This window comes from Burkholderia catarinensis (assembly GCF_001883705.2).
GTDB lineage: Bacteria > Pseudomonadota > Gammaproteobacteria > Burkholderiales > Burkholderiaceae > Burkholderia > Burkholderia catarinensis.
The window spans coordinates 184,615-208,407 of record NZ_MDEQ02000002.1; the positions used below are offsets into that span (position 1 = coordinate 184,615).

Consider the following 23,793-nt stretch of genomic DNA (forward strand, 5'->3'; position numbering starts at 1 on the left):
CATGGATCTCTCCTCGACCAAGCCCGTCGGCCCGGCCGATCGCACGGTGCGCCCGCGCATCTGGGCGATGGGCATCAGCCGCCTGCGCGACCTGTTTCGCGAGATCGCCGGCGAATTCGACGAACGCGCCGACGTGCGCATCGTGACGCGCGCCTATGAGGATGCGCTCAGCGCGATCGCCGAGGCCGGCACCGCGCGGCCCGACGTGATCGTCGCGGCCGGCTCGAACGGCGGCTTCCTGAAAACGCGTGCGCAGGTGCCGGTGGTGGTCGTGTCGCCGACCGGCTTCGACGTGATGCAGGCGCTCGCGCGCGCCCGGCGCGACGCGTCGCGGATCGCGCTCGTCAGCGCCGGGGAAACGCCGCCTGAAGTGCGCCGCTTCGTCGCCGCGTACGGCCTCGACGTGCAGTTTGCGTCATATCAGTCCGCGCAGGAAGCGGAAGCCTGCGTGCACGACCTGCGCGACCGCGGCATCGAGACGATCGTCGGCCCCGGCCTCGTGACCGATCTCGCGGCCAGCGCCGGCATGGGCGCGGTGTTCCTGTATTCGCACGCGTCGGTACGCAAGGCTGTCGAGACGGCGCTCGAAGTCGCGTATGCAACGCACGCAGAGGCATTCCGCCGCCAGCGGCTCGACAACCTGCTGCAGCACCTGCGCGACGGCGTGGTCGCGCTCGACGCGCGCGGCCGTGTCGAGGCGATCAACGAGCGGCTCGCGTCGGCGCTCGGGGTCGAACCTGCGGCGGCCGTCGGCCGCGCGCTCGTCGACCTGCGGCCCGAGCTGCGCACGCTGCGCGGCGAGGACGGCGACGCGCTCGCGACGGTGCGCGGCGTGCGCTACGTCGTGCATCGCGGGCCGCTCGTCGATCGCGGCGTCACGTCGGGCAGCGTGCTGACGTTCCAGGAATCGCGCGCGGTCGAACGGCTCGACCGCGCATTGCGTTCGCAGCCGACCACGCAGCAGTTCGCGGCGCGCTACGCGCTCGACGACGTGGTCGGCGCATCGGCGCCGATGGCGCGCGTGCGCGATCTCGTACGCCGGTACGCGAAATCCGACGCGACCGTGCTCGTGCTCGGCGAAAGCGGCACCGGCAAGGAAATGATCGCGCAAAGCCTGCACGCGCTGTCCGCGCGGCGCAGCTATCCGTTCGTCGCGGTCAACTGCGGCGCGTTTCCCGAAGCGCTGCTCGAGAGCGAGCTGTTCGGCTATGAGGAAGGCGCGTTCACCGGCGCGCGGCGCGGCGGCAAGACCGGCCTGTTCGAGGCCGCGCACCGCGGCACGCTGTTTCTCGACGAGATCGGCGAGATGCCGCCGTCGCTGCAGAGCCGGCTGCTGCGCGTGCTGCAGGAGCGCGAGGTGATCCGCCTCGGCTCGACCGAGCCGATCCGCATCGACGTGCGCGTGATCGCCGCGACGCACCGCCCGCTGCTCGCGGCCGTCGAGGCCGGCACGTTCCGCGCGGATCTCTATTACCGGCTCAACATCCTGAACGTCGGCCTGCCGCCGCTGCGCGAGCGCGCGGCCGACATCCCCGCGCTCGCGGCGACGCTGCTCGTGCAGGCCGCGCGTCGCGAGCCGCGCCTGGCCGAACGCCTGCGCGACGCCGGCGATGCCGCGCGCGTGCTCGGCGCAACGCAGGCGAGCCTCGCGCGCTACCGGTGGCCCGGCAACGTGCGCGAACTGCAGAACGTGATCGAGCGGATCGCGGTGGAACTGGCCGAGGAAGCCGACGAAAACGATCCGGCCGCCGCGTGCGGCGCGCTCGATCCCGACGCGCTGCAGGCAATCGCGCCCGAGCTGTTCGCAACGCCGCCCGACGCGGCCGACGCCGACGATGCGCAGACGCTGCACGCGCGCCGCCGCCGCGCGGAAGCCGACGAGATCCGCGCGGTGCTCGACGCGTGCGGCGGCGACCGCGACCGCGCCTGCGCGATGCTCGGCATCAGCAAGACGACGCTGTGGCGGAAGTTGTCGGCGAAGTAGGCAGGATCGGGTTCGCCGCGCCGGTGCGCGCGTGCCCGAGCCGGCTCGTCAGCCGGCCTTGTGATAGTGGCGGTACGCCTTCGCGCGATTGCCGCACGACGACATCGAGCACCAGCGGCGGCTGCCGTTCTTGCTGTCGTCGATGAACAGCCACTGGCATGCGTCGTTCGCGCAACGTTTGACCTTCGCGAGCCGCGCGCCGCCGAGCAGGTCGATCGCCGACCACAGCACCGGGCTCAGCAGCCCCGCGAGCGTTGCGCCCGCGCCCCCGATCCGCCACGCATAGCCGCCATCGATGCGCGCCAGCGCGACGCGCGGCGACGCTTCCGCCAGAAATCCGCCGAGCAGCGCGAGATCGTCGGCCTGCGGCTCGCGCCGCTCGGCCTGCGCATGAAAGAGCCGATACAGCGTCTCGCGCAACGCAAGCGCGCGCGCCAGCATCGCCGGCTCGCCGTCCTCCACGCCGCGCGCGCGGCACGTTTCCGCCAGGCAGGCCGGCACGCCGGCTTGCTCGCGGCACCACGCCAGCAGGTCGTCCATCGTTCCGAAGGTCTCGGTCGGCGGATCGCTGCCGCGCCAGTACAGCGTGTTCGCGAAATCGATGCTCAGGGTTTCGGACGGCGCCGGAATCAGGCAGTCCATCGTGACGGAAGGTTGCGTATCGCTCATGCCCGGATCGTATCTAACCACCATGCCGGTTGACAAGCCCGCAGGCGCTTTCTAACATAACCAGCATGGTGGTTAAAACGAAGTGTGCTGCACTGAAGTCCCCTCTCAGTTCAAGGAGCCAACCCACATGATCGATCACCTCTCGTTCGGCGTTGCACACATCGGCCGCAGCCGGGCGTTCTACGACAGCACGCTCGGCGCGCTCGGCTACAAGCGGCTGTACAGCGACGACGGCTCCATCGGGTACGGCACGACCGAACCGGAGCTGTGGTTGCAGCACGCGGCTCGCCCCGTCGTCGCCGATCCCGACTCCGGGCTGCACTTGTCGTTCAGGGCCGCTTCGCCCGTCGAGGTCGACGCGTTCTACCGCGCCGCGCTCGAGCACGGCGGCCAGGACAACGGCGGGCCCGGCAAGCGTGAACACTACGGCCCCGGCTACTACGCCGCGTTCGTCGTCGATCCCGACGGCTATCGGCTGGAAGCGCATTGCGAACTCGACAACGTCGTGTGATCGCGCCCGCGCAGAAATGCCAAGGGCCCGATTCCGCGCACTGCGGAATCGGGCCCTTGCTCTTGAATCATCGGGATCCGGTTCCCGGCGACCGCCGGCGGCGGTCGTTCAACGGGATCGCGGCACGCGCGCTTATTGTGCGCCGCGCGTGTGCTGCAGCTGCTCGCCGAGCCCCTCGACGCCGAGGCGCACCCTCTGGCCGGCCTTCAGGAACACCGGCAACGGCTTGATGCCCATGCCGACGCCCGGCGGCGTGCCGGTCGTGATCACGTCGCCCGGCTGCAGGCTCATGCAGCTCGACAAATAGGCGATCAGCTGCGCGACGGTGAACACCATCGTGCGCGTGTTGCCGTTCTGGTAACGGTGGCCGTCGATTTCGAGCCACAGGTCGAGACGCTGCGGATCGGGCACGTCGTCGCGCGTGACGAGCCACGGGCCGATCGGGCCGAACGTGTCGAAGCCCTTGCCCTTGTCCCACTGGCCGCCGCGCTCGATCTGCCATTCGCGCTCGGACACGTCGTTGACGACGCAGTAGCCCGCGACGTAATCGAGCGCGCGGGCTTCGTCGACGTCCTTGCACGTCGCGCCGATCACGACGCCCAGTTCGACTTCCCAGTCCGTCTTGACGGAACCCTTCGGGATATCGATGCCGTCGTTCGGGCCGCAGATCGAACTCGTCCACTTGCCGAACACGACCGGCTCCTTCGGGACCGGCATGCCGGCTTCGGCCGCGTGATCGGCATAGTTCAGACCGATGCCGATGAACTTGCCGACATGCCCGACGCACGCGCCGATGCGCGGCTCGCCGGACACGAGCGGCAACGTGGCCGGATCGATCGCGCGCAGCCGCGCGAGACCCGCGTCGGACAGCGCATCGCCGGCAAGATCCGGCACATGCGCGGACAGGTCGCGAATCCGGCCGGCCGCGTCGAGGATACCGGGCTTTTCCTGGCCGGACGGGCCATAGCGAAGCAGTTTCATGTGCTCAACCTCTGTTGTCGAATGGGACAGGATACCGGCCGACGCAGCCATTCGCGGCCGCGCGCCGGACTGATCGTCGATCGTCGATTGCGCGCGCCGGCGCCGCATCCGGCATGCCGTCGACGCGCGAGGGTCGCGCGGGCGCAGCGATCGCGGCGCCGCACGGACGTACGGCGCGCATCGAACGGGCGGCCGCCGGTTTGCGCATCGGCGACGACGGCCCGGCACCCGCGACGCGTGCCGGCCCATGCCGGCCGGCTTCACCCGCGGCCACGCCGTCGCTGGCCCGCAAGCCTTTGTACCATCGGCTGCGCGCCGTGAAATGACGGGCGACGGATACCGACTATTGGTGCGCCTGCAGACGCTGCGGCGCAGCATCGCGGGCCCGATTCCCTTTCAAAAACCTTGAGCCCGTGCCACCTGCCATAAATACCGGGTATTCGTAGCTACCCTGTCATCCTGAAAGGGAACTGATCCGTTCTTATTTGGTAACGATCGGCAAAAAGACGCTGCATTGCACACTGAATGTTTGTTGTTGAGCTCAAACGGAAGGCGTTCGTCGCCACACGCGAGCCCGACACAAGCGGGTTGCAAAATGGGTCAGCGTGCGTCGCCAACCGATCGACGGTAATCCCCCCAACTTCACGCCAATAATGCAAACAATCAACGACTCGCTTCCCGGCTGCGACGCACGGGAATCGACAGGAGCACTCGACCGTTACCGCGCACCCGCGCTCGACAAGGGTCTCGACATACTCGAACTCCTGGCGGAGCAGAAGGAAGGACTCACCCGCACCGAAATCACGAAGGAACTCGGCCGCAACGCGAGCGAGATCTACCGGATGCTCGAACGCCTCGTCGCGCGCCGCTACGTGATGCGCTCGACCGGCGGCGACCGCTACACGCTCAGCCTCAAGCTGTTCGCGCTCGCGCACGGGCATCCGCCGATGAACCGGCTGATTGCCGAGGCCTTGCCGCCGATGCAACGCTTCGCCGACTTCTCCGAACAGTCGTGCCACCTGTCCGTCTACGATCGCGGCAACCTGCTCGTGATCGCACAGGTCGACGGGCCCGGCCCGTGGGGCGTGTCGGTCCGGCTCGGCTCGCGGGTCGGGCTCGCCGATACGGCATCGGGCCGCGTGATGCTGTCGTTCCAGGGCCCCGAGCAGCGCGCGCACATGCTGACCGAGCATCGCCAGGTCAAGGGCGAAGCGCCGCTGAACGAGCAGGAACTCGCGTATGCGTGCCAGTCCATCCGGCAAGACGGCTACCTGCGCCAGGACAGCCGCCAGGCGTACGGCGTGACCGACCTGACCGCGCCGATCCTCGGGCCGTCCGGCCATGCGATCGCGGTGCTGACCTGCCCGTACATGCGCCGGATCGATGCGCACATGGCGCCGTCCGCCGACGTGGTCGTCGAAGGGCTGCGCGACACGGCCGCCCATCTGTCGATGGGCCGCACCGAGACCTGCTGACGCGCAGGCTCGACGGAGCGCACCGGGTACGACGCGGTTGCACCGGCCCCGGTCGCGCGCAACGCCCGTGCGGTGCGCGATGCGCGGTGCCATATCGTGCGCCCACGGCGCTACGCTAGAATAGCGGCCCTCTCAAAAAACTACGGCGGCCGGTTGTCGCGGCCGTCGTGTCCGATGGATGTCATGGCCAAACTTCTGAACGATCAAGAATTCCAGCGTTTCTCCGAACTTCAGCAGAAGCAGGCAAGCTTCACGATCACGCCCGAGGAGGCGGACGAGCTGCGCGATATCGTCGCGCACGCGCAGAAGAAGCGCGACGATCGCGCCGCCGCGATGCAGGCGATCGAGAACTACATCGAGCAGTTCGACATCACGCCCGACGAGCTCTTCTCGCCCGAGCAGATCGGCGACGCGGCCCGCACCTACGGGCTCATCACGGCCACCAAGAAGGAACGCACGCTGCCGCCGTCGATCACGTTCAACGGCAAGCCGTACCAGTGGACCAAGACGCTTCCGGACGACGTGCGCGGCGCGCTGTTCGACGCGTTCACGTCCGGCGAGTCGGTCAAACGCTTCATCGCGATGCCGAAGGATGCCGCGCGCTGCGCACTGACGATCGCCCGCCTCGAGCGCGAAACCGGCGCCGTCTATGCCGATCCGCACCTCGAGGAACTCGCGATTTCGCGCGACCAGGTGAACGACGCGGCGTCGAAACTCGCTGCCTGAATGTGACCGTGGGCACGGTTCATGCCTGCCCGCCCCCTCGCGTGACGCCGGCATTGGCCGGCGCTGCGCCCGCGGGAGCCGTGCGTCCGCATGCTCCCGAAAAGCCTCACCTTAGTGTCCCGCAAGCGCTCACCCGCACCTCCCGGAAAATCTCACCCAAGGCTCCTGGAGACCCTCACCGAAGTCTCCCGAATATCCTCACCGACACCTCCCGCAGCCCCTCACCGACGCGTCCCGGAAAGGCTCACCGGCGCCTCCCGAAGGTGCTCACCGACCGCTCCCGGGAAGGCTCACCGAACGCTCCCGTATCGGCTCACCACGGCTTCCCGGAAAGGCTCACTCGCGGCTCCTGAAAAGTCTCACCTTGGTGGCGATTTCGAATTTTCGGGGCTGAAACGTGGCAGCGAATGCGCGTGAACCCGTCGCGTGAAGCAACCGTCACGGACGAATATCGCAGCACGCAGCAAGCGTTTCCCGGTGCGACGGAAGCATCGATATCCCGGTGGCGAACAGGCGCCGGCACGCTCGCGGGCACTTCGTCCGGGACGACAAACCCGAATGCTCTGCATTCCTCAATTGTAAAATTCGCAACATGCCGGGATACCGGAGACATCGACTGAATGCGATGTCTCCGTGCGTCGGCCATCCGACAAACGCTACGGCTGCAACTTCATCCTGAAACCCACGACGCCGGGCTCCTCCGTCGTCGACACCGCAAAGCCGCACGACTTCGCGAGCGAGATCATCGCCGAGTTCTCGCGCAGCGCCTCGCCGATCATCCATGCGGTTCCGCGCGAGCGCGCGTAGTCGATGATGCGGGCCATCAGCAGCCGGCCAAGCCCCTTGCCCTTCTGATCGGGCCGCACCGCGATCGCGAACTCCGCCGTCTCGTTGTCGGGATCGGCAACCGCACGCACCACCGCGAGCGTGTGGTCCCGCCCCGACACATCGATGAACGACACGATGAAGGCCATCTCGCGGTCGTAGTCGATCTGCGTCATGCGCGCCACCTGCGAATGATCGAAGCTGCGCACCGCGCCGAAGAAACGCATCCGCAGATCGTCCGGCGTCATTGCGCCGAGCAGTTCGTTGTGCGCGGCTTCGTCGTCCGGACGGATCGGACGGATCGTCACCGTCTCGCCGCGCCACTCGAGCGTCTGTTCGAGGTGGCGCGGATACGGCATGATCGCGAGCCGGCTGCGCCCCGCGGCCAGCGTGATGCGCGGCGAGATCACCTGCGCGCGGTCGGACAGCACGCGCAGCGTGACCGACATCGCAACGACTTCGCGCACGTCGCAGACGACCTGCGACAGCGCCGTCAACGCGTCGAGCGTCGGCTCGATGGGCGTGCTGCGCGCATACGGAGAACGTTCCATCACCGCACGGGCGAGCACGGTGTTCAACGGCGGCAGGCCGTAGACGACGAACGGTGCCGATACGCCGTCCGCAGGCGGCACGGCATAGCGAAACACCGGACCGAAGTTCGAATCGTCGTACATGTCGACCGTGACATCGACGACTTTCGTGCCGGCCGGCTCAGCGGCCTGCTCGCCCTGCAGGCCAAAATGGGACAGCCAGCGCGACGCGGCGTCGCCGGCCAGTTCATGCTGGCCGGCTTCGACCATCCGGCGCGCATCGGCCTGCGCGGATGCAACGCACTCGGCCGGCTGCTGCGGCGTGCCCTCGGGCGTCTGCATCAGCAGTTGCCGCCCGAGGTTGTAGTCGACGAGACGCGCATACGCACGGGCAAGCCGCTGCGGCGTCGTATGCACGGGAATGCCGTTCGCATGCAGCGCATCGCGCGTCGCCGCGTCGACCGCACCGAAGAAACACGCGAGGATGCCGCGATGCGCATACTGCCGCGATTCGATCAGCGTGCGCGCAACCGCATCGGCCGGCGCGCTGTGGGAAGTCGAATGGACGACGAACAGCGTGCCCGTTTGCGGGAACGGCGCGAGCGCCTTGACCGCCGCGGCGAAGTGTTCGGGCCGTGCAACGTCGCCCAGCGTCAGCGGATTGCCGGGCGCCTCGAGATGCGGCAGTGCGGCCGACACGGCCGACGTGACCGCCGGCGACCAGTCGGCCAGCACGTCGCGCACCTCGGCGACCGCATCGCCCGCGAGTTTCGCGACGCCCGCATCGCTCGTCACGAGCGTCGCCGCGCCACGCGCCGCGACGCGGCCGACGCCGAGCGTCTCGATCTCGTCGAGCAGATCGTCGAGCGCATCGACGCGCACCATCCCCGCGCGCTGGAACGCCGCCGTATAAAGCGCATCGCCAGGATCGGCGCGCCCGGTACGCAACGCGAGCACCGGCTTGTTGCGTGCGGCCGCGCGCGCGGCCGACATGAACTTGCGCGCGGCGCGCACGGTATCGAGCTCGAGCAGGATCGCGCGCGTGCCGGGATCGCTCGCAAGATAGTCGAGCACGTCGCCCGCATCGACGTCGGACTCGCTGCCGAGCGCGACGACATGCGAAAAGCCGAGCCCTCGCGCATCGGCCCAGCCGAGCACCGCGTTCGTCAGCGCGTTCGATTGCGACACCCACGCGACACCGCCCGATCGCGCCGTATAGGCCGGCGCACCGAAATGCGCATGCCGTGCCGGCGACAGCACGCCGAGGCTGCCGGGCCCGACGATACGGAGCACGAATGGCTTCGCCGCCTTGAGCGTGCGATCGAGCGCGGCGAGATCGGCCTCCGTGCGCGCGTCGCCGACGATCACCGCGACGCGCGTGCCGAGTTCGCCGAGCTTGCGCACGATGCCGGCCCAGGTCGCGGGCGGCGTGCAGATCACGGCAACCGACGGCGGCTCGGGCAACCGGTCGACATCGGAGACGACCACATGCCCGTCCAGCTCGCGATATTTCGGATTGACGGGCCACACAGGCCCCTGGAACGCGCCGTCGAGCACGCGCGACCACACCATCGCGCCGATACTGCCCGCGCGCAATGACGCGCCGACGACCGCAACGGACTTGGGCTGGAACAACGCATCGAGATGGCGAACGGTCACATCGGCTCCCTGCGGTAACGAAAGACGACCCGATCGGCATGCGGCCGGACAGGCCGTGCGCCGATCGACGCGAACCCCAAGCATAGGCGAAGCGCATGCGGCTGCCTATATGCCGAACGGCTGACTATTCGACGAGCGTCAACGCTTGCACCATGGACCTTCAAGACACGCGCGGCCGGGCATCGCCGCACGCCGTCCGCGCCCATTCGCACGGCGCGCACCGCGCAAGCAACGCGGCGCGACGCTGCCGCCGCTTCCTCAAAGGTGAGGATTTACAGGAGCCATGGTGAGCATCTTCGGGAATGGCACGACACACTGCGCAAACACGCGCAAGGTGATGAGAATCCGCGGCACGCGTGCACCGCGGAAATGGCGAATGCCAATGCGCGTACCTTGCGTCATTACACGGTTGTTTACCGGAATTCCCCGCAATAAGCGGTCCGATCGCGGCGAATTCGCAAAACGGAATCCGTCAATTGCGCGGTATTGCGCTTCAGTTCGTCAGGGAAAATCGCACCGCGACTGCGCAAAAACAAAACGGTGCGACGGCCGCATGGCCGTTCGCACCGTCAGTCAGCACACGAAAGGTGAGGGTTTTCGGGAGTCAGTCCTTGATCAGGAAACGTGCGCGGTTCTTGCCGAGCCACGTCGGCGCCCGCCCGCGGCCACTCCAGGTTTCGCCCGTCTTCGGATTCAGGTATTTCGCCGGCAACGTGCGCTTCGGCTTCACGGCGGCAGCGACGGCGGACCCCGCCGGACGAAACCCGAGCTCTTCCGGCGTAATGTCGTATTCGTCGATTTTCGCGCGGATATCGGCAATCGCATCGGCAATCGCTTTTTCGCGTTCCTTGTCGATCTTCTGCTGAAGCCGTTCGAGCTGCGCGGTCAGTTGCCTGTAGGTCGCCATATGGATGGGACTCCGTGAGTATTATTCGTGAAAAATAGGTGACTCAAAGCAAACAGAAAAGCGCTTCGCCCGATCGCGGTCTCCTCAGCGGGTCATTTCGGGATCAATAACCGCTTTTCTTCTTGCATGCGAAGAGAAGATTTCGCGTGGCGTCATCAGTTGATTGCTGGATCACATCGAAATCCCCGTTGCACATGGCCCGGGCATTGTCCGTGCAATTGCTCCAGCCGCTGCCGGTGCATTGCACCTGAGTGGTCGGACGCCCGTCCGACGTGAACAGCGGAGCACCGCCACCGCACCCGCCGAGTCCCGCAACCAGAGCCAGCAATGCGGCTGCCCGAGACCGCCGACAGACCGACGCAAGCATGTGTTTCATCGTTCTTCCCGTCAACCTTTTTTTGAATGTCGCGAGTATGCCATGTATGCCCCTTCGGCCGTCAGTTCGGCGTGCGGTCCGGTTGCCCGCGCACCTTGTACGGCAAGCTCCGGCGCGGATCGTCGGTGATGCGAACGAAAACCTGCTCGACGTCCGGAAGCGCCTCGAGTTCGCGTTGCAGCGCCTGGCGATCGAACGCCGTATCCGCGCATCCTTCGACGTAAATGAAACGCCGCTGCACGGTAATCCACAGGCTCGTGCCATGCAGGCGATCGGAGCCGGCGAAGTGCGCCTTCGCCGCATCGGCGATCGGTGCGTCATACATATACGAGTTCGGCTTCGTGCAGCGGTGGGCGAGCCAGCAGGTGGTGCCGCGTTCGGCGCGGTAATGCGCGTCGTCCGACATCTCGGCCCGGGTCATCCACGGGCCGAGCGGCAACGGGCATTCGGCCAGGTCCCGCGACAGCGCGACGAACGGATCGTTGTACCAGTTGCGCCGCGCCTCGGGCGCACCGGCGTCGCCCGGTTGCGCGAGCGCGGAAGTCGCCAGCAACAGGGTCAGCCACGCTGCGATGCCGGTCCGCTTCATCATGATCTCCTGTTCGATGCTTTACAGCCGACCGCATCGGCATCGCCGATTGGCCTACCGGTCGATGCCCAGCGCCGCCAGCTTCTTGTACAGCGTCGCGCGGCCAATCCCGATGCGCGCGGCCGCTTCCACGACCTTCCCGTCACAGGCTGCCAGCGCATCGGTCAGGAACCGGCGCTCCCACGCCGCCAGTGCATCGGCATACGAAGCGACCGGCGCACCGGACGCACCGGACGCATCGCCCGCGCGCCGCTCGACCGGCGCTGCGCCGTCCGCCGATACGCGCACCGGCCCGAGGAACGACGCGAGCGCACGCGCATCGATCACCGAACGGTCCGACAGCATCAGCGCTCGCTCGAGCGTATTGCGCAACTCGCGCACGTTGCCCGGCCATGGGTACGCGCACAGCATCCGCAGCGCATCGTCAGTCAGTTCGCAGTGCGCGGCACGCCCGTGCTGGGCGGCCAGTTCCTCGAGCGTCGCGTAGACGAGCGCCGCGATGTCGGATGCCCGCTCGCGCAGCGGCGGCGCATGGATCGTCAGCACGTTGAGCCGGTAATAGAGATCCGCGCGAAAACGCCCGGCCGCCACGAGCGCCGTCAGGTCGGCCGACGTCGCGGCGATGATGCGGACGTCCGCGCGCACGATCCGGTTCGAGCCGACCGGCTCGAACTCCTTGTCCTGCAGCACGCGCAGCAGCTTGCCCTGCAACGGCAGCGGCATGTCGCCGATCTCGTCGAGAAACAGCGTGCCGCGATCGGCCAGCTCGAACTTGCCGACGCGCCCCTTGCGGTCGGCGCCCGTGTACGCGCCGGGCGCCGCGCCGAAGAATTCGGTTTCGAGCAGCGTGTCGGGAATCGCGGCGACGTTGACGGTCACGAGCGGCTGGAGCGCGCGCGCCGACGCCGCGTGGATCGCGTGCGCGAGCAGTTCCTTGCCGGTGCCCGTCTCGCCGAGCAGCAGCACCGGCGAATCGACCTGCGCGGCCCGCCGCGCCTGACGCTTGGTTTCGAGGCTCGCGGCACTCGTGCCGACGAAGCTCGCGAACGTGTATTTCGCGCGGCGCGCCTGCGCGAGCGAACGCTGCGTCGCAATCAGTTGCTGTTGAAGCTGTACGTAACGGGAAAAGATCGGCGTGAGCGTCTTCAACTGGTCGAACAGCGCGAAGCCGATCGCGCCGACCGTCTCGCCGGCCTCGTTCTTCAGCGGCAGGCGCGTGACGACGAGCGGCTCACGGCCCGTCTCCATGATGTCGAGCAGGATCGGCTGGCCGGTCGATACGACCTCGCGCATCAGGCTGTTCGGGATCACGGCCTCGCAGTCGAGGCCGACGGCCTGCTGCGGATCGGCGAAACCGAAGCGCGCCGCGTAACGCTCGTTCATCCACACGACGCGCGCGTCGCGATCGACGACCACCGTGCCCGCGCTCGAATCCTCGAAGGTCCGGAACAGCGACTCGGCGGCGCGCCGCAGCACGTCGCCGTAGTTGACGGGCAGGCGAGCCCAGTCGTTCATCATCGTGTCGTCGTCTCCGTGTATTTTCGACCGGATGTCTCCGGATCGAGACGGATTATCTCACTCTGGAGACGCGCCGCAATGCGTTGTCCGACAAAGCCCTGTATGGTTTCACGGGCTGGCCGGACGGCCAAATCGTCTCCGGATGGAGACGTTTTATGTAGAATCGTCAGACAACGACCGGCGCGGGCCCGCCAGCCTCCTTCGGAACCCTGTCTGGCGGCGCAATCCGGCCGATGGCACGAAACCTGCACGACCCTGAACCGGTCCGCGGCGCGTCGCGCGATCGAACAACAACCAAAGCCATTAGGAGACTCCCTTGTCATTCGTGATCGTCCTCGCCGCGCTGGCGTTCCTGATGTACGCCGCGTATCGCGGCTACAGCGTGATCCTGTTCGCGCCGATCGCCGCGCTCGGCGCGGTGCTCCTGACCGAACCCGCCGCCGTCGCCCCGGTCTTCTCCGGCATCTTCATGGAGAAGATGGTCGGCTTCGTCAAACTGTATTTCCCGGTGTTCATGCTCGGCGCGGTGTTCGGCAAGGTGATCGAACTGTCCGGGTTCTCCGAGTCGATCGTCCATGCGGCGATCCGCTACATCGGCCGCTCGCGCGCGAATGCGGTGATCGTCGCGGTGTGCGCGCTGCTCACCTATGGCGGCGTGTCGCTGTTCGTCGTGGTGTTCGCGGTCTATCCGTTCGCGGCCGAACTCTATCGCCAGAGCAACATCCCGAAACGGCTGATGCCCGGCGCGATCGCGCTCGGCGCGTTCTCGTTCACGATGGATTCGCTGCCCGGCACGCCGCAGATCCAGAACATCATCCCGACCACGTTCTTCAAGACGACCGCCTGGGCCGCGCCCGCGCTCGGCACGATCGGCTCGCTGTTCATCATCGTCGTCGGCCTCTCGTATCTCGAATGGCGCCGCCGTTCGGCGATGGCGAAGGGCGAAGGCTACGGCACGTCGCTCGTCAACGAGCCGGAGCGCGTCGAGGTGACGTCGCTGCCGCATCCCGCGCTGGCGATCCTGCCGCTGATCCTCGTCGGCGTGTCGAACTTCGCGCTCACCAAGCTGATCCCGACGTGGTATGGCGCCGCGTCGTACACGGTCGCGCCCGACGTGCTGCCGGGCGTGCATACGCCGGTGACGACGTCGATCAAGACGGTCGTCGCGATCTGGTCGGTCGAGGCCGCGCTGCTGCTCGGCATCCTGCTCGTCGTCGCCACCGCGTTCAGGCGCGTCAGCGACCGCTTCGCTGCCGGGTCGAAGGCAGCGGTCGGCGGCGCGCTGCTCGCGGCGATGAACACCGCGTCCGAATACGGCTTCGGCGGCGTGATCGCCGCGCTGCCGGGCTTCCTCGTCGTCGGCGATGCGCTGAAGAGCATCCCGAACCCGCTCGTCAACGCGGCCGTGTCGGTCAGCTCGCTCGCCGGTATCACGGGCTCGGCGTCGGGCGGCATGAGCATCGCGCTCGCCGCGATGTCGGATCTGTTCATCAAGGGCGCGCAAGCCGCCAATATCCCGCTGGACGTGCTGCACCGGGTCGTCGCGATGGCGAGCGGCGGCATGGACACGCTGCCGCACAACGGCGCGGTGATCACGCTGCTCGCGGTCACGGGCCTCACGCACCGCGAGTCATATCGCGACATTTTCGCGGTCACGATCATCAAGACGCTCGCGGTGTTCTTCGTGATCGCCGTGTACTACACGACGGGGCTCGTGTAAGTCTCCGCACGAGGCGGCGTTCCATACACCACCTCCCGGCCTGCCGGATCGCCGCGGCAGGCCGCTTCAAGCCCGGGCCGCCTTTCACGATCGGACCGCATGCGAACCGGAACGGATTCCGGCATTCGCATCCGGTCCGATTTCAATTCCGCGCTCACCGGGCCCGGTCAAATCCATGCCGCGACGCGCCGGCGTGACGCCCGGGCCGCCGCGCCGCCATCCGGCACTGCCTGCCATCACCCGCCCATTGTTGCCCGCAACAAAACACTCCGTTGGGCGCGATCGCATTTTTCGCGCGCCCGCTCCGGCCTACACTGATTCCAACGTCGCCCGGCGCTTCGACGAACGAAGCGCGGCGATTCACCGGAATCCTGGAGGTCCCGATCATGAAGCGCCTGATCCATGCCGTTGCCATTGCCCTGGCCGTATCGGCCCCGCTCGCCGCGCAAGCGCAGTCGAACCAGCCGTTGACACGTGCACAGGTCCACGCCGAAGTGAAGGCGCTGAAGCAGGCCGGCTTCCAGTCGAGCGACTGGTTCTATCCGGCCAGCATCGTGTCCGCCGAAGCGAAGATCGCCCGTCAGCACGATGCCGGATACGGCAGCGATCGCGGCGCATCGTCGGAGTCGGGCCGGTAATCCGCCGCCCGGCCCGCTCGACGACGCATCCGCGCGTCGTTACGCCTTCACGGGCTGGATCAGCTTCGCGCACGCCGCTGCCTGCGGATCGCCCGCGGGCAGCTTCCCGCACACGCCGTCGAACTGCCTCACGACCGACCGGACCGTCGCATCGTGCGCGCCGCTGCCGCGCCAGCGGTTCAACTGCGTGACGACCTTGGTCAGCGCGCGCAGGTTCGCGCCGTAGAACGCGTCCCGGGTCTTGTCGGCCTGCGCGAGCACGCTCGCGGCAATCCCTTCGATACGCGCCGAATCGTCCGGCGCCAGTTCAACCGCATTCGCAAAATAGGTCGCGCCCCAGCGCAGCTTCGTCGCCGGACCGCTCGCCGAGTCGTACGCCTTCCGGTACCAGTCGAGCGCCGCGGCCTTGTCGCCGCGCGCCTTCGCATTCGCGGCCAGCCCGGACATGAAGTAGTACGGCGTGGACGAACGCGGCAACTCGGCCTTCAGCAACGCATCCGACTCGTCGTACAGCCCCGCGTCGGTCAGCGTGTCCGCGCCTTCGCTGACGAGCGCCTGCCGCTCGTATGCATTCGCGGCCCCCTGCACCGACGCGGCGATCTGCTTGCGCGCGGTGTCGGCCAGCGCCGGCGCGGCGAGCGGCGCGCCCTTGCCCGCGTCGCCCCGCGCGAGCAGCACACGGCCGTGCAGCGCCATCAGCCGGTCGATCGACGACAGCGTGGTGTCGGTCGACAGGCGCGCGAGCGCCGTGTCGTATGCGCCGCGCAACTTCGCGCGCTGCGCGTCGCTGCCGCTACCGTCACCGCCGAGATACGCGACCACGCGTGCGGGCGCCGCCACCAGCACGTCCGAATCGGCTCGCGACAGCGCGGGATCGTGCAGCACCGTGCGCAGCGAATCGGCGAGCGCCGCCTTGTCGAGCGCACCGGCCTGCGCCGGATCGTCGGATGCGGCGACCACCGCCGACTTCAGCGCGAAGCGCGCCGCTTCGGCCTTCGCGCCGGCCGCCCGCGCGCGTTGCGCGAGCGACTGCAGCGTCTCGGCGACGCGATCGGCCGGCACCGGCAGCGCGCCGTCGGTATCCCACGAATAGTCGGCCAGCAGGCGCCATTCGTCCGGCGTCAGCGACGCGCCGTTCTTCAGCGCCATCGCGAGCGTCTGCCGCACCGGATGCGCGGCCGTCATCCCGAGCGACAGCGCCTGCATGTAGCGATCGAGATCGGCTTCGCCCGGCAGCCGCGTCACTTCGGTGCCGTCGGGGCGGAACAGGATCATCGTCGGATAGCCGTGCACCTTGAAACGCTCGCCGAGCTTCTGCGCGCTTTCGGTATCGCCGTCGAGATACACGGGCACGAAGAACGACGAGCGGGTCTTGAATGCCTGCTGGCTGAAGATCGTCGACTTCACCTGGTTGCACGACGGGCACCACACCGCGCCCCAGTAGAGCAGCAGCGGCTTGCCGGTGCGCTTCGCGAGCGCGAACGCGGCATCGACGTCGCCGTGCTGCCACGCAATGCCGGGCGGCAGATGTGCGCCGTCGGGCGATGCGCTCGACACGGCGGCACCCGAAGGCGCGGCAGCGGCAAACGCCGCGCCCGCGGCGGCGAACAGGCAGGCGGCAGTCAGATTCCGGAGAGCGGTTTTCATCGGGGCGGGTTCCGTTGAAAGAGAGGGTTGCGGGAAGGGGTGTCGCGCGAAACGATGACCATGAAGCGATGTTCATGAAGCGATGAAGCACACCGACGTGCGGCGTGGCGCACGCATCGACGCAAAAAAGGCGAACACCGGCCGAGGCGACCGGCAAATCGTTCAACGATACGACTGGCGAAGACGGCGGGAAACGAACCAATTCTCAAATGCATATGACGCGCGGCATCACGGCCGCGCGTGCCGTCACGCACGCATTGGCCGGCCCTTCACTGCCGCCCCTTGATCCGTGCCATGTGATACACGGACGCATGCACGCCGTCGCGCAATGCATAGCCCGGCGATTCGCCTTCGATCCGGAAGCCGTGCTTCTCGTAGAGCGCGATCGCCGCGCGGTTGTCGGTAAACACGACCAACTCGAGACGCGTGATGTTCAGCCAGTTTTCCGCGAGATCGATCGCGGCCGCGAGCAGCCGGCTGCCGACGCCGCGCCCGTGACAGGTCGCGTCGACCATCATGCCGAGCCCCGCTGCATGGCGCCGGCGCGGATTCGGCTCGGGATTCAGGCCGAGATGGCCGACCACCGCACCGTCGATTTCGGCGACGAGGCTCACGCCGTGCTCGCGCGTGCCGCCGAGCCGTTTCTGCCATTTCTCGAGCGACGGAAACGGAAGCTGCAAGGTATTCATGTACACCGCGGGATGCGCGGCGATCTGCCGGATCGCGTCGACGTCGTGCGTCTCGCTGTGCCGGATCCTGATGTCGGTCATGGGTGGGCCGGTTCCGAAAAGTCACGCCAGCGGCGCGGACTGCGCACATGCGCAGCAACGTGTCGAGCTTATCCGATTTCACGCATTTGAAACATGGGCGTCACGCCGTCACGTCGTCGCGCGATGCCGTTGCATCCGCAACGACAAACGATCACGCTCTCGTGCAGCAAACCGGGAAAATATAACCGGACCCGCGTGCGCAAATCGGTAATTCCTTGCCTTTTTCAACGACGCGTCGCCGCCGGACTCATCGTTGCGCACACAACGTCATGCGCGCGACATGCGATGTCATTTCTTCAACACGTCGACGTCATGTCGTCTCCCTAGACTGGGCGCCACCCAACCCGGCATTCGCCGGGCCGGTGTGTGCCAACGTCCTGGCCCGCGCATCACGAGCGCGCGGCGCACAGGATCGCGACGACGGCCGATGCATCCGCTCGACACCCCGTATCGAACGCGATGCGCGCACCTCCGCCACGCGTGGTCGACGCACCCGAACGCACCCGCATCGCGGATCGTCCCAGGGGGGGACGACGCACGGGCGCATCCAGACGAAGTCACGAACGCTCCCACCATCACAGGATCCGAACGCCATGACGTCACGCCGCAAATTCCTTCAGCAGACCGCCACTTCCGGCCTCGCCGCCGCCGCGCTGTCCGCGTTTCCGCCGAGCATCCGCCGTGCGCTCGCCATTCCCGCGTTTCACGAAACGGGGACCATCAAGGACGTCAAGCACGTCGTGCTGCTGATGATGGAGAACCGCGCGTTCGACAGCTATTTCGGCACGTTCAAGGGCGTGCGCGGCTACGGCGACCGCTTCGCGGTGCCGTCGCCGAACGGCCGCGACGTGTTCTACCAGACGGTCACGAAGCCGGCGCCCGCGACGACCTGCACGCCGTATCACCTCGACGCGAGCCAGGGCAACGCGCAGCGCGCGGGCGGCACGCCGCACCAGTGGGCCGATGCGCAGGCCGCGTGGGACCACGGCCGGATGAACCGCTGGCCCGACACGAAGACGCCGCTGTCGATGGGTTATTACGACACAGCCGAAGTGCCGTTCCAGCGCGCGCTCGCCGACGCGTTCACGCTGTGCGATCACTACCACTGCGGGATGCACACAGGCACGATCGCGAACCGCCTGTTCTACTGGAGCGGCACCAACGGCCCGAACGGCATCAGCCCGGCCGACGGCAGCCGCGTGAAGATCGCCGCGCTGAACAACCAGTTCAACGGCGGCAACGACATCGGCCCGTCGAGCCAGGGCTGGACCTGGACCACTTATGCCGACCGGCTGCAGCAGGCCGGCGTGAACTGGAAGGTCTACCAGAGCCTGATCGACAACTTCGGCTGCAACGAAATGATGAGCTTTCGCCACTGGCGCGCGGCGATCGAACAGATGCCGGCCGCGCGCCGGCCCGCGTACGTCGCGTCGACGGACATCACGCAGCCCGTGACGGCGGCCGGCGCGTTCTACGATCCGGCGATCGACGATCCGTTGAGCCCGCTCGCGAAGGGTTTCGGCAACACGATGCCGTACGGTTTTCTCGAATCGTTCCGCGACGACATCCGCAACGGCAAGCTGCCGGAAGTGTCATGGATCATCCCGCCGTCCGTGTACAGCGAACACCCGGGACCGTCGAGCCCCGCGCAGGGCGGCTGGTACGTGCAGGCCGTGCTCGATGCGCTGACGGCGAACCCCGAGGTGTGGAGCAAGACCGTGCTGCTGGTCAACTACGACGAGAACGACGGCTTCTTCGACCACATGCCGTCGCCGGCCGTGCCGTCGCGCAACGCCGACGGCACGCTCGCGGGCGGCCATACGCTCGCGGCTGCCGACGTCGCGGTCGAATACCACGACTTCGCGCCGGCCACGTCGAGCCAGCCCGCGGCCGACGGCCGCCCGTACGGCCCGGGCCCGCGCGTGCCGATGTGGGTCGTGTCGCCGTGGAGTCGCGGCGGCTGGGTCAACTCGCAGGTGTTCGACCACACGTCGACGCTGCTCTTCCTCGAAAAGCGCTTCGGCGTCGCGGAGCCGCAGATCAGCGCGTACCGCCGCGCGATATGCGGCGACCTGACGAGCGCGCTCAACTTCCGCTCGCCGAACAACGAAGCGCTGCCTACGCTCGCGGGCCACACGACGAAAAGCCAGGTCGACGCGCTGAGCGCCGCTCAGCAGGCCGCGCCGAAGATCGTGCCGCCCGCCGCGCCGTCGCTGCCCGCGCAGGCCACCGGCGTGCGCCCGTCGCGCGCGTTGCCGTACGAGCTGCATGCGAGCGCGCGCACCGATGCCGGCAACGGCACGGTCACGCTGAAGTTCGCGAACACGGGCCGCGCCGCCGCCGTGTTTCACGTCTATGACAAGCTGCACCTCGACCGCCTGCCGCGGCGCTACGTCGTCGAGCCGGGCAAGACGCTGCACGGCGACTGGGCCGCGCGCGCCGACAACGACGGTAAATATGACCTGTGGGTGCTCGGCCCGAACGGCTATCACCGCCGCTTCACCGGCGACCTGATCCGCCTGGCCGGTGCCCGCGCGCCCCATCCGGAAGTTCGGGTCGGCTATGCGGGCGCGAGCGGCGACCTCCACCTGCGGTTGCGCAACAGCGGCGGCGGCGCGGTGCGCTTCACGGTGAAGTCGAACCAGGTCTACGGGCCGCTGTCCGGCCGCGGCGCGAACGACGATCGCGGCCATGGCCACGGCAACGAGGACGGCAACGGCCAGGGTCGCGGCCGCGATCACGGCACGGGCACCACGTGGACCGTCACGGTGCGCGCCGGCGACCAGTCCGAACTGCACTGGAAGCTCGACTCGACCGGCCACTGGTACGACTTCATCGTCACCGCGGACAGCGATGCGAGCTTCTCGCGCCGCGTGGCCGGCCGCGTCGAAACCGGCCGCCACTCGGTCAGCGACCCGGCGATGGGGCTTGCCGACCGCTTCTGACACCGCCGCGGCGACGCGTGTTGCAGCGCGTGTCGCCGCCCGTGCCGGCCTGGCCGCGAACGCCGGCCCGGTGCCGGCCCCGGCGCGGCCGATCCGGCTGAAACGCCCGCCCGGCATGGCTCAAACGTCAGAGGGATCGTGGTTCAGCCCTCATTTCGCGCCAACGAAAATGCTCCGTCTTGCGGCCCGTTCGCGTTAAACTCCACCAAGCTGGATTCAACAAAGACATCTTTGCCGCTACGGCATCCACGATACGAGGATAGGTTCGATGCGCACTACCGGCTCATCCGGGGCAATGACCCTGCTCACCGAACACGACCCGGCCGACGGCCGCGAACTGCGTTCGCTCCGGCTCGAAGCGACGGGCGACGGCAAGAGCGTGCTGCTGATCGAGATCGACGAACGCAAGCCCGGCATCCACCGCGAGGTCCGCTACGAGATCACGCCGGCCGAACTGATCGCGGCGATCCGCTCGCACGGCGCCGAGCTGCCCGGCGAAAACCACGGCGCCGCATCGCTCGTCCGCACCTCCTCCTGATCCCGCTTCGAAACGGTGAGCCGCCGCATCGCACGCGGCTCACCGCCATCCCCCTGCTGCCGTCAGGCGCATTCCGTTATTCGTTCCGCTGACTTGAAAAAGGCCGATAATCGGCGCATCTGCGTGCTTTCCGCACGCGCTTTCTTTTCGGCCAGCCGTCATGCTCCTCCGTGACCTCGTCGCCCAGTACGGGCCGCTTCTCGTGTTCGCCAACGTGCTCGCCGCGGCAATCGGCCTGCCGGTGCCCGCGATGCCGACGCTCGTGCTGTTCGGTGCGATGTCCGCGATGCATCCGGCGATGATCGGCTCGCAGCTCGTGACGGTGGTCGCGCTGTCGGTGCTCGGCGCGCTGCTCGGCGACACCGTGTGGTACATCGCCGGCCGGCGCTACGGCGGCGCGACGCTGAAAACGATCTGCCGGCTGTCGCTGTCGCGCGACAGCTGCGTCAAGAAAACCGAGCGCTTCTTCGGCCGCTACGGCGTACGCGTGCTCGCGGTCGCGCGCTTCATTCCGGGCCTGTCGCTCGTGTCGGTGCCGATGGCCGGTGCGCTCGGCACGCGCTATCGCACGTTCGCCGGCTACGACGCGCTCGGCGCCGCGCTGTGGACGATCGTCGGATTGCTGGCCGGCCTCGTGTTCTACCGGCAGATCGACTGGCTGTTCGCCGGCGCGAGCCAGCTCGGCCGCGCGGCGCTGGTGGTGATCGTCGCCCTGCTGGCCGTGTATGCGGCGATCCGCTGGATGCGCCGCCGCGCGCTGATCCGCCAGCTCGCGAAAGCCCGGATCGGCGTCGACGAACTCGAAACCTTGCTGCGCGACACCGCCGCGCCGGTGGTGCTCGACGTGCGCTCGCCCGAACACCGCAAGCTCGACCCGTTCACGATTCCCGGTGCGCAATTCGCCGACGAGCGGAAGATCGGCGACATCGTCACGCGCTATCCGCTCACGCAGAAGTTCGTCGTGTACTGCTCGTGCCCGAACGAAGTGACGGCCGCGCTGATGGCGAAGCGCCTGCTCGACGCAGGCTTCACCGATGCGCTCGCGCTGCGCGGCGGCCTCGACGCATGGCGCGACACGGGCCGCCAGCTCACGTCGCTCGCGGAAGAGACGCCCGTCGCGAACCATCCGGTCGCGGGGTTCCACAAGCCGGCCTGAGCGCACTGCCCGCAGGCCGGCCGCGCGATGCGGGGGACGACGCGTCCCCCTTCGATCAGAACGCGTGCAGCGGCAGGTTCACGACCAGGCGGTACTCGCGGTTCGTCGCGTCCGAGTAGTGCGCCGAACCGTTGTGCCACATCGCGATGAACGTGACCTTCGTGTCCTTCAGCTTGCCGCTCTGGAACGTGTACGACGGGATGAAGCCGAACTCGTGGTGACGGCCCTGCACCGGCGCGCCGTTGCTCCAGTAGATGCTCGACTTGGTCGGGTCGCTCGCCGCGCCCGCGCTGCCGTCCGCACCCCAGCCCGTCACGCCCCAGACCATCGCCTTGAAGCCCGGCAGGCCCGCTTCCTTGCCGTAGAACGTGTAACGCAGCTGCAGCGACTTTTCGTGCGGCGCGTTGTAGTCGACGTCCATCGAGTTGGTCAGGAAGATGCCGTTCGTTTCGTTCAGGTAGTCGAAGAACTGGTCGCCGAGCACCTGCTGGAAGCCGAGCAGCAGCTCGTGCGGGCCGTGCTGCGCGGACACCGACAGGCTGTATGCGTTGTTGTCGATCTTGCCCTGCCGCGCATCGCCCGTGTCGTGCGTCGAGTAGACGTTGCCGAAGCCCGTCCACTTGATCGTCTGCGGGCTGCCGATGCTGTGCTTCACCGACGCGTAGTACTGGTGCCACACGTCGTCGGCCTGGTTCGCGTACAGCGCGACTTCGCCGTTCGGCGAGTAATCCCACGTGCCGCCGACATACGACAGGCGATTGATGCGCGTGCCGCCGTATTGCGTCGTCAGGTTGGTGAGCGTCGTGTGACCGCGCGCGTTGGTCTTCGTGAAGCTGCCGGCCTCGAGCATCACGTTCTTGAATTCATTGCTGACGACCGTCGCGCCGAGGAACGTCGGCGGCAGCGCACGGTTGTCGTGCTGCTCCATGAACGGGTTGTCGACGGCCTGCAAACCGTACTTGACCACCGTGTTCGAGATGCGTGCCTTGATGTCGTAAATGCCCGGGTAGGCCCACGCGAGCTGGTTGCCGCCGCCGCCGCCCTTCGCGATGTGCACCATGCTGCCGGCGCCCTGGCCGCCGTCGAGCTTCAGCGCCGCATACAGCGACGCGTCGAAGCCGATTCCGATCAGGCCCGTCGTAAAGCCCGACTCGAAGTTCGCCATCGCGCCCTGGACCCACGCGTGGCGATGCGGCCCGCCCTTGCTGTCGAGCACGTCCGCATAGTTGCGGAACAGGAAGTCGAGATGGCTGTCGGCAATGAAGCCCTTCGACTTCGACTGGGCCGACGGCTCGTCGGGCGGCGTGACGGCCTGGGTCGCTTCGGCGTTGATAATGGCGTTCGGGGTCGTTGCCTGCGCAACGGTTATGCCCGTACCGGCCGCCGGCGCGGCCTGCGCGACCGTCAGCGGCGCGGGGGCCGCGTCGTCGGCGTGCGCGACGCCCGTCAACGAGACACCTGCGAGTGCCGGCAGTCCCCATGCAAGCAGCATCTTCGATGCCGTCCCGATCGTCTTCTGTTTTTTCATCGTGATTCTCGTCTTGTGTTGATATCGTCCACGCCGGTCGCGATCCGCTCCCGGCCCTCCGGCGTGCCCGGCTAAGGACGCGCCTGTCCCCGCGACGCGAA

The 23,793-nt window shown here is 67.8% G+C and carries 19 protein-coding genes; 9 read left to right on the forward strand and 10 right to left on the reverse strand.

Going from position 1 to position 23,793, the window contains the following annotated elements:
• Window position 1 precedes the first annotated feature (1 nt).
• A complete protein-coding gene (prpR, locus tag BFF94_RS04045) occupies window positions 2-1,984 on the forward strand; it encodes a propionate catabolism operon regulatory protein PrpR (protein ID WP_219139023.1) in 1,983 nt (660 codons plus the stop codon).
• Between the two features lie 48 nt (window positions 1,985-2,032).
• On the opposite strand, the gene BFF94_RS04050 is transcribed toward prpR, so the two are convergent.
• Window positions 2,033-2,677, reverse strand: a complete 645-nt coding sequence (locus BFF94_RS04050) for a CGNR zinc finger domain-containing protein (RefSeq protein ID WP_128848493.1) — start codon at window positions 2,675-2,677, stop codon at window positions 2,033-2,035.
• Window positions 2,678-2,780: 103 nt separating this feature from the next.
• Here BFF94_RS04050 and BFF94_RS04055 point away from each other — a divergent pair, with 103 nt between their 5' ends.
• Window positions 2,781-3,164: a VOC family protein gene (locus BFF94_RS04055; RefSeq protein ID WP_128848491.1), complete on the forward strand. Its 384-nt coding sequence runs from the start codon at window positions 2,781-2,783 to the stop codon at window positions 3,162-3,164.
• 132 nt (window positions 3,165-3,296) lie between these two features.
• Here the strand turns inward: BFF94_RS04055 and BFF94_RS04060 are convergent, their stop codons facing one another.
• Window positions 3,297-4,145 carry an ureidoglycolate lyase gene (locus BFF94_RS04060; RefSeq protein ID WP_128848489.1) on the reverse strand — a complete coding sequence of 283 codons (849 nt, stop codon included), beginning with the start codon at window positions 4,143-4,145 and terminating at the stop codon, window positions 3,297-3,299.
• A 653-nt stretch (window positions 4,146-4,798) separates the two neighbouring features.
• On the opposite strand from BFF94_RS04060, the gene BFF94_RS04065 reads away from it, so the two are divergent.
• Window positions 4,799-5,620, forward strand: coding sequence for an IclR family transcriptional regulator (locus BFF94_RS04065; protein ID WP_128847826.1), 822 nt, complete (start codon window positions 4,799-4,801; stop codon window positions 5,618-5,620).
• Between the two features lie 174 nt (window positions 5,621-5,794).
• The gene (locus BFF94_RS04070; RefSeq protein WP_128847828.1) at window positions 5,795-6,346 is read left to right on the forward strand and encodes a hypothetical protein; all 552 of its coding nucleotides are present in this window, start codon (window positions 5,795-5,797) and stop codon (window positions 6,344-6,346) included.
• Between the two features lie 656 nt (window positions 6,347-7,002).
• Here BFF94_RS04070 and BFF94_RS04075 read toward each other — a convergent pair.
• The 5 genes from BFF94_RS04075 to BFF94_RS04095 all read right to left on the reverse strand — a co-directional run bounded on the left by BFF94_RS04075 (window position 7,003) and on the right by BFF94_RS04095 (window position 12,750).
• The gene (locus BFF94_RS04075; RefSeq protein ID WP_128847830.1) at window positions 7,003-9,360 is read right to left on the reverse strand and encodes a GNAT family N-acetyltransferase; all 2,358 of its coding nucleotides are present in this window, start codon (window positions 9,358-9,360) and stop codon (window positions 7,003-7,005) included.
• A 604-nt stretch (window positions 9,361-9,964) separates the two neighbouring features.
• Entirely contained in the window at window positions 9,965-10,267 is a 303-nt protein-coding gene (locus BFF94_RS04080) for an H-NS histone family protein (RefSeq protein WP_128847832.1), read from the reverse strand.
• A 103-nt stretch (window positions 10,268-10,370) separates the two neighbouring features.
• On the reverse strand, window positions 10,371-10,643 hold the full coding sequence (locus BFF94_RS04085; RefSeq protein WP_128847834.1) for a hypothetical protein: 273 nt from the start codon (window positions 10,641-10,643) through the stop codon (window positions 10,371-10,373).
• Between the two features lie 61 nt (window positions 10,644-10,704).
• Complete coding sequence (locus BFF94_RS04090) at window positions 10,705-11,232, reverse strand: BON domain-containing protein (protein WP_128847836.1); 528 nt, start codon at window positions 11,230-11,232, stop codon at window positions 10,705-10,707.
• Between the two features lie 54 nt (window positions 11,233-11,286).
• On the reverse strand, window positions 11,287-12,750 hold the full coding sequence (locus BFF94_RS04095) for a sigma-54 interaction domain-containing protein (RefSeq protein WP_219139024.1): 1,464 nt from the start codon (window positions 12,748-12,750) through the stop codon (window positions 11,287-11,289).
• Window positions 12,751-13,066: 316 nt separating this feature from the next.
• On the opposite strand from BFF94_RS04095, the gene BFF94_RS04100 reads away from it, so the two are divergent.
• Complete coding sequence (locus BFF94_RS04100) at window positions 13,067-14,470, forward strand: GntP family permease (protein WP_128847838.1); 1,404 nt, start codon at window positions 13,067-13,069, stop codon at window positions 14,468-14,470.
• A gap of 386 nt (window positions 14,471-14,856) precedes the next feature.
• Window positions 14,857-15,108 carry a DUF4148 domain-containing protein gene (locus BFF94_RS04105; protein ID WP_128847840.1) on the forward strand — a complete coding sequence of 84 codons (252 nt, stop codon included), beginning with the start codon at window positions 14,857-14,859 and terminating at the stop codon, window positions 15,106-15,108.
• A 39-nt stretch (window positions 15,109-15,147) separates the two neighbouring features.
• On the opposite strand, the gene BFF94_RS04110 is transcribed toward BFF94_RS04105, so the two are convergent.
• Together BFF94_RS04110 and BFF94_RS04115 are read right to left on the reverse strand one after the other, a co-directional pair.
• Complete coding sequence (locus BFF94_RS04110) at window positions 15,148-16,755, reverse strand: thioredoxin family protein (protein WP_219139025.1); 1,608 nt, start codon at window positions 16,753-16,755, stop codon at window positions 15,148-15,150.
• Window positions 16,756-17,024: 269 nt separating this feature from the next.
• Entirely contained in the window at window positions 17,025-17,525 is a 501-nt protein-coding gene (locus tag BFF94_RS04115; protein WP_128847844.1) for a GNAT family N-acetyltransferase, read from the reverse strand.
• Window positions 17,526-18,118: 593 nt separating this feature from the next.
• Between BFF94_RS04115 and BFF94_RS04120 the strand changes: the two genes are divergently transcribed.
• The 3 genes from BFF94_RS04120 to BFF94_RS04130 all read left to right on the forward strand — a co-directional run bounded on the left by BFF94_RS04120 (window position 18,119) and on the right by BFF94_RS04130 (window position 22,164).
• Entirely contained in the window at window positions 18,119-20,470 is a 2,352-nt protein-coding gene (locus BFF94_RS04120; protein ID WP_219139026.1) for a phosphocholine-specific phospholipase C, read from the forward strand.
• A 268-nt stretch (window positions 20,471-20,738) separates the two neighbouring features.
• Window positions 20,739-21,008: a hypothetical protein gene (locus tag BFF94_RS04125; RefSeq protein ID WP_114181410.1), complete on the forward strand. Its 270-nt coding sequence runs from the start codon at window positions 20,739-20,741 to the stop codon at window positions 21,006-21,008.
• Between the two features lie 160 nt (window positions 21,009-21,168).
• The gene (locus BFF94_RS04130; protein ID WP_128847846.1) at window positions 21,169-22,164 is read left to right on the forward strand and encodes a DedA family protein/thiosulfate sulfurtransferase GlpE; all 996 of its coding nucleotides are present in this window, start codon (window positions 21,169-21,171) and stop codon (window positions 22,162-22,164) included.
• A gap of 55 nt (window positions 22,165-22,219) precedes the next feature.
• On the opposite strand, the gene BFF94_RS04135 is transcribed toward BFF94_RS04130, so the two are convergent.
• Window positions 22,220-23,692, reverse strand: a complete 1,473-nt coding sequence (locus tag BFF94_RS04135) for an OprD family porin (RefSeq protein ID WP_128847848.1) — start codon at window positions 23,690-23,692, stop codon at window positions 22,220-22,222.
• Between the last annotated feature and the right edge of the window lie 101 nt (window positions 23,693-23,793).

Excerpts from the sequence above, each read along its gene's own strand:
- prpR (WP_219139023.1), top strand. The coding sequence starts at position 2 with ATGGATCTCTCCTCGACCAAGCCCGTCGGCCCGGCCGATCGCACGGTG.
- BFF94_RS04050 (WP_128848493.1), bottom strand. The coding sequence starts at position 2,677 with ATGGTGGTTAGATACGATCCGGGCATGAGCGATACGCAACCTTCCGTC.
- BFF94_RS04055 (WP_128848491.1), top strand. The coding sequence starts at position 2,781 with ATGATCGATCACCTCTCGTTCGGCGTTGCACACATCGGCCGCAGCCGG.
- BFF94_RS04060 (WP_128848489.1), bottom strand. The coding sequence starts at position 4,145 with ATGAAACTGCTTCGCTATGGCCCGTCCGGCCAGGAAAAGCCCGGTATC.
- BFF94_RS04065 (WP_128847826.1), top strand. The coding sequence starts at position 4,799 with ATGCAAACAATCAACGACTCGCTTCCCGGCTGCGACGCACGGGAATCG.
- BFF94_RS04070 (WP_128847828.1), top strand. The coding sequence starts at position 5,795 with ATGGATGTCATGGCCAAACTTCTGAACGATCAAGAATTCCAGCGTTTC.
- BFF94_RS04080 (WP_128847832.1), bottom strand. The coding sequence starts at position 10,267 with ATGGCGACCTACAGGCAACTGACCGCGCAGCTCGAACGGCTTCAGCAG.
- BFF94_RS04085 (WP_128847834.1), bottom strand. The coding sequence starts at position 10,643 with ATGAAACACATGCTTGCGTCGGTCTGTCGGCGGTCTCGGGCAGCCGCA.
- BFF94_RS04090 (WP_128847836.1), bottom strand. The coding sequence starts at position 11,232 with ATGAAGCGGACCGGCATCGCAGCGTGGCTGACCCTGTTGCTGGCGACT.
- BFF94_RS04095 (WP_219139024.1), bottom strand. The coding sequence starts at position 12,750 with ATGATGAACGACTGGGCTCGCCTGCCCGTCAACTACGGCGACGTGCTG.
- BFF94_RS04105 (WP_128847840.1), top strand. The coding sequence starts at position 14,857 with ATGAAGCGCCTGATCCATGCCGTTGCCATTGCCCTGGCCGTATCGGCC.
- BFF94_RS04110 (WP_219139025.1), bottom strand. The coding sequence starts at position 16,755 with ATGAAAACCGCTCTCCGGAATCTGACTGCCGCCTGCCTGTTCGCCGCC.
- BFF94_RS04115 (WP_128847844.1), bottom strand. The coding sequence starts at position 17,525 with ATGACCGACATCAGGATCCGGCACAGCGAGACGCACGACGTCGACGCG.
- BFF94_RS04120 (WP_219139026.1), top strand. The coding sequence starts at position 18,119 with ATGACGTCACGCCGCAAATTCCTTCAGCAGACCGCCACTTCCGGCCTC.
- BFF94_RS04125 (WP_114181410.1), top strand. The coding sequence starts at position 20,739 with ATGCGCACTACCGGCTCATCCGGGGCAATGACCCTGCTCACCGAACAC.
- BFF94_RS04130 (WP_128847846.1), top strand. The coding sequence starts at position 21,169 with ATGCTCCTCCGTGACCTCGTCGCCCAGTACGGGCCGCTTCTCGTGTTC.
- BFF94_RS04135 (WP_128847848.1), bottom strand. The coding sequence starts at position 23,692 with ATGAAAAAACAGAAGACGATCGGGACGGCATCGAAGATGCTGCTTGCA.